This window comes from Craterilacuibacter sp. (genome assembly GCF_051659485.1).
Lineage (GTDB): Bacteria > Pseudomonadota > Gammaproteobacteria > Burkholderiales > Chromobacteriaceae > Craterilacuibacter.
This window is the reverse complement of record NZ_JBOFOO010000290.1, coordinates 1-3182: the sequence shown is the minus strand read 5'-3', so window position 1 is coordinate 3182 and position 3182 is coordinate 1. Positions and strand designations below refer to the sequence as shown.

5 protein-coding genes are annotated in these 3182 nt (G+C 53.4%); 4 read left to right on the top strand and 1 reads right to left on the bottom strand.

Features of this window, described 5'->3' with window-relative positions:
* Positions 1-95 precede the first annotated feature (95 nt).
* From ACRC1E_RS10185 to ACRC1E_RS10170, 4 genes are all read left to right on the top strand, one after another.
* Positions 96-275: a hypothetical protein gene (locus tag ACRC1E_RS10185; RefSeq protein WP_438514983.1), complete on the top strand. Its 180-nt coding sequence runs from the start codon at positions 96-98 to the stop codon at positions 273-275.
* Positions 276-325: 50 nt separating this feature from the next.
* Positions 326-1141 (top strand): RNA-guided endonuclease InsQ/TnpB family protein, encoded by an 816-nt coding sequence (locus tag ACRC1E_RS10180; RefSeq protein ID WP_438514985.1) that lies wholly within the window; start codon positions 326-328, stop codon positions 1139-1141.
* A 63-nt stretch (positions 1142-1204) separates the two neighbouring features.
* Complete coding sequence (locus tag ACRC1E_RS10175) at positions 1205-1396, top strand: zinc ribbon domain-containing protein (RefSeq protein ID WP_438514982.1); 192 nt, start codon at positions 1205-1207, stop codon at positions 1394-1396.
* A 277-nt stretch (positions 1397-1673) separates the two neighbouring features.
* Positions 1674-2933 carry a Fic family protein gene (locus ACRC1E_RS10170; RefSeq protein WP_438514981.1) on the top strand — a complete coding sequence of 420 codons (1260 nt, stop codon included), beginning with the start codon at positions 1674-1676 and terminating at the stop codon, positions 2931-2933.
* A 74-nt stretch (positions 2934-3007) separates the two neighbouring features.
* Here ACRC1E_RS10170 and ACRC1E_RS10165 read toward each other — a convergent pair.
* Positions 3008-3182: transposase domain-containing protein (locus tag ACRC1E_RS10165; protein ID WP_438514984.1), on the bottom strand; the 175-nt coding region annotated here is incomplete at its 5' end.

Sequence of the window (3182 nt, the reverse complement as noted above, 5' to 3'; positions counted from 1 at the left end):
CGGCTCACTCAATATGGCGGTCGCCTATCTGGGCTATATGGCGGCTAATTCGCTGACTGGCCATACCCGTGCCTGGCTTATGGGAGTGCCATTGTGTGGCTGCCATCGATGCTTGCAATGTGCTACTGGATAATATGAGTCCGGCGCATGCTGCGCGCTATGCCTTGTCCGAGGCGGGGCTAAGCCGGCTGACCGCTGATTTTTACCGGGGTGCGCGGAAAGCCCCGTCATTCATGGCGGGGATGGATAGCGCGGACGCCGCAGGCGTCCATTAATTTAGCAAATCCACTTGCGCCGTGTTTCGGCAAATCGGTATCGTGGTCATATGCAACGACTCCAAGCCTATAAATATGAACTCATGCCCAACGGCGAGCAGCAGCGCACTATGCGCCGTTTCGCTGGAGCGTGCCGCTTTGTGTTTAATCAGGGCTTGGCTTTGCAGAAGGCTCGCCACGATCAGGGCGAGAAGAAACTGAGCTATGCCGCACTCTGCAAAGTGCTAACCGAATGGCGCAATGGTGCGCCGCTGCCCTCTGGATGTATGGCGTCTTGGCTGAAAGACTCGCCATCGCAAACCTTGCAGCAGACATTCAAAGACCTCGACCGCGCCTACAGTAATTTCTTCGAGAAACGTGCCGCATTTCCACGATTCAAGAAGAAAGGACTCAGTGACAGCTTCCGCTACCCGCAAGGCTGCAAACTCGATCAGGGCAATAGCCGCATCTTCCTGCCGAAACTCGGCTGGCTGCGCTATCGCAACAGCCGCGAGGTGTTGGGTGCGGTCAAAAACGTCACCGTCAGTCTGCACGCGGGCAAGTGGTTTGTATCCATCCAGACCGAGCGCGAGGTCGCACAGTCTGTCCCGCAAGGGGGCATGATCGGCATTGATGTGGGGATTGCCCGCTTCGCGACCTTCGATAACGGCGCGTTCATCGCACCGGCCAACAGCTTCAAACGGCATCAAGCCCGCTTGCGTAAAGCGCAGCAGGCGTTGAGCCGGAAAACCAAGTTCTCGAACAACTGGAAAAAAGCCAAGGCCAAAGTCCAGAAGCTTCATGCCCGTATCGGCAACGTCCGCAAAGACTTCCTGCACCAGGCAACGAACGCAATCAGCCAAAACCACGCGATTGTCTGTATTTAAGACCTGAAAGTGCGCAATATGTCGAAGTCAGCAGCCGGCAGTGCCGAACAACCTGGACGGAAGGTGAAACAGAAGTCTGGCCTGAACAAAGCGATCTTGGATCAGGGTTGGGGCGAGTTCAGGCGACAACTGGACTATAAGCTGGCGTGGAAAGGTGGACACCTGATTGCCGTACCACCGCACCATACCAGCCAGACTTGCCCGAATCCGGCCTGTGGTCATATCTCGAAACTGAACCGGGAGATCAGCACTTGAGGGAGAGTCGTTCGTAGAGGCAGCTATTCGGCCTGACGGGGAATTTTCGTGAGTGTCTTGTTTAGCCAGGCCAAGAGCTATACGCCGTTGAGTTGGGCGATAGCCATCAGGCTTTGAATGGTGGTACGGCGGCCGACGCGTTCTCTTCCGGCGAACTGGCATGATATGATCGGCAAAAAGATCGGTAAATTTCATTTCAAAAATATAACAACGCTCACTTGAAATCATTGATAGCATTAAGCTTAAATAAAAAAACGTCGAAAAAAAGATCGGCAAAATGGCTAATAAAAAAATGGAATTTTACGACCATCCTGCCCAGATGGAACCAATGTTGATTGAGGATAGCCGACCCGCTTTTAGCGAACTGGTTGGCTGGGCGCATGAGCTGTGCCAAGCATCCACCCGTTTGGATGCCGTGATTAATAAACATACAGCACGCAGCCTATCCGAACTCGTATCGGGAATGAACTGCTACTACAGCAACCTGATTGAGGGGCACAAAACACTACCTATCGATATCAGCAAGACCTTGCAAGAAGCTCATCCACTAGGCGCAGACAGAGATCACCAAAGCTTAGCAAGGGCCCATATCGAGGCAGACCGCTGGGCCAAATCTCAGGAACTATCCCAAGCAAACTTGCGGTACTTCCTGAGCGAAGTGCATCGACTGTTCTGCGAGTATCTCCCCGATGAAATGCTTGTATTACCAGATCATTCCGTCATGACAGGTGGAGTGTTCCGCAAACGGGATGTACAGGTCGGCCGCCACTTGTCACCCAAGTGGGAATACCTTGATGATTTTTTGAACAGATACATTGAAGTCTATGGCCGTCGGATGGAGTGGGCCAAAAACGGAGGAGTCTCCAAACTCATTAGTATTGTTGCAGCTTTCGCAGCACATCATCGATTAGTCTGGATTCATCCGTTTCTTGATGGCAATGGCCGCGTCGCACGAATCGCCCTAGATGCCATGCTGAGGGCCAGTGGCATCAATGGCACTGCACTGTGGTCTATGTCGCGAGGTTTGGCCAAGAATGCCGATAAATACAAAGCCCAACTGGCTCAAGCTGATGAGCATCGGCATGGCGACCTAGATGGCCGTGGCAACCTGACAGAGCGCGGCCTTGCCCAGTTCTGTCTCTTTGGCCTACAGACAGGCATTGATCAGGCCACATTCATGGCCGATATGTTTGACCTCGACAACTTCAAGGATCGTGTGCACTTCTACTTCGAAAATATTCGTAGCACAATGCTGCGACCAGAGTCGGCCTACCTATACATGCAGGCATTCACCATGGGCGAATTTGAACGAGGAGAGGCTCCACGACTGACCGGCCTCCATGAGCGCACTGCCCGCGATGTACTCGGCAAGCTAGTGAAAGAGGGGTTCCTAGTATCGGATACACCCAAGGGAAAAGTCAGGGTAGGCTTCCCCATGCAGGCTATGTCGTTTCTATTGCCTAACCTCTACCCACATGGCGACATCGATTTTTCCGATCAAACACTGAGAGTGTTACACACAAAAATAAATTCATAAGGACAAAACTGAACCAGCCTTCACCATATCGTAAGCGATCAGCCGCCCCACCTTGCCAAACAGAGTGCAGGCGGTTAGCGCTTGAGGGGGAGGAGTTCGTCGAGGCGGTTGTTGGGCCAGACAGGCAGTTTTTCGAGGGTATCTTTTAGCCAGGCGAACGGATCCAGACCGTTGAGTTTGGCGGTGGCCAGCAGGCTTTGGATGGCGGCGGCACGGCGGCCGGCGCGTTCGCTGCCGGCGAACAGCCAG

Bases quoted from the DNA above. Each gene is read 5' to 3' on its own strand.
- ACRC1E_RS10180 (WP_438514985.1), top strand. From the start codon at position 326: ATGCAACGACTCCAAGCCTATAAATATGAACTCATGCCCAACGGCGAG.
- ACRC1E_RS10170 (WP_438514981.1), top strand. From the start codon at position 1,674: ATGGCTAATAAAAAAATGGAATTTTACGACCATCCTGCCCAGATGGAA.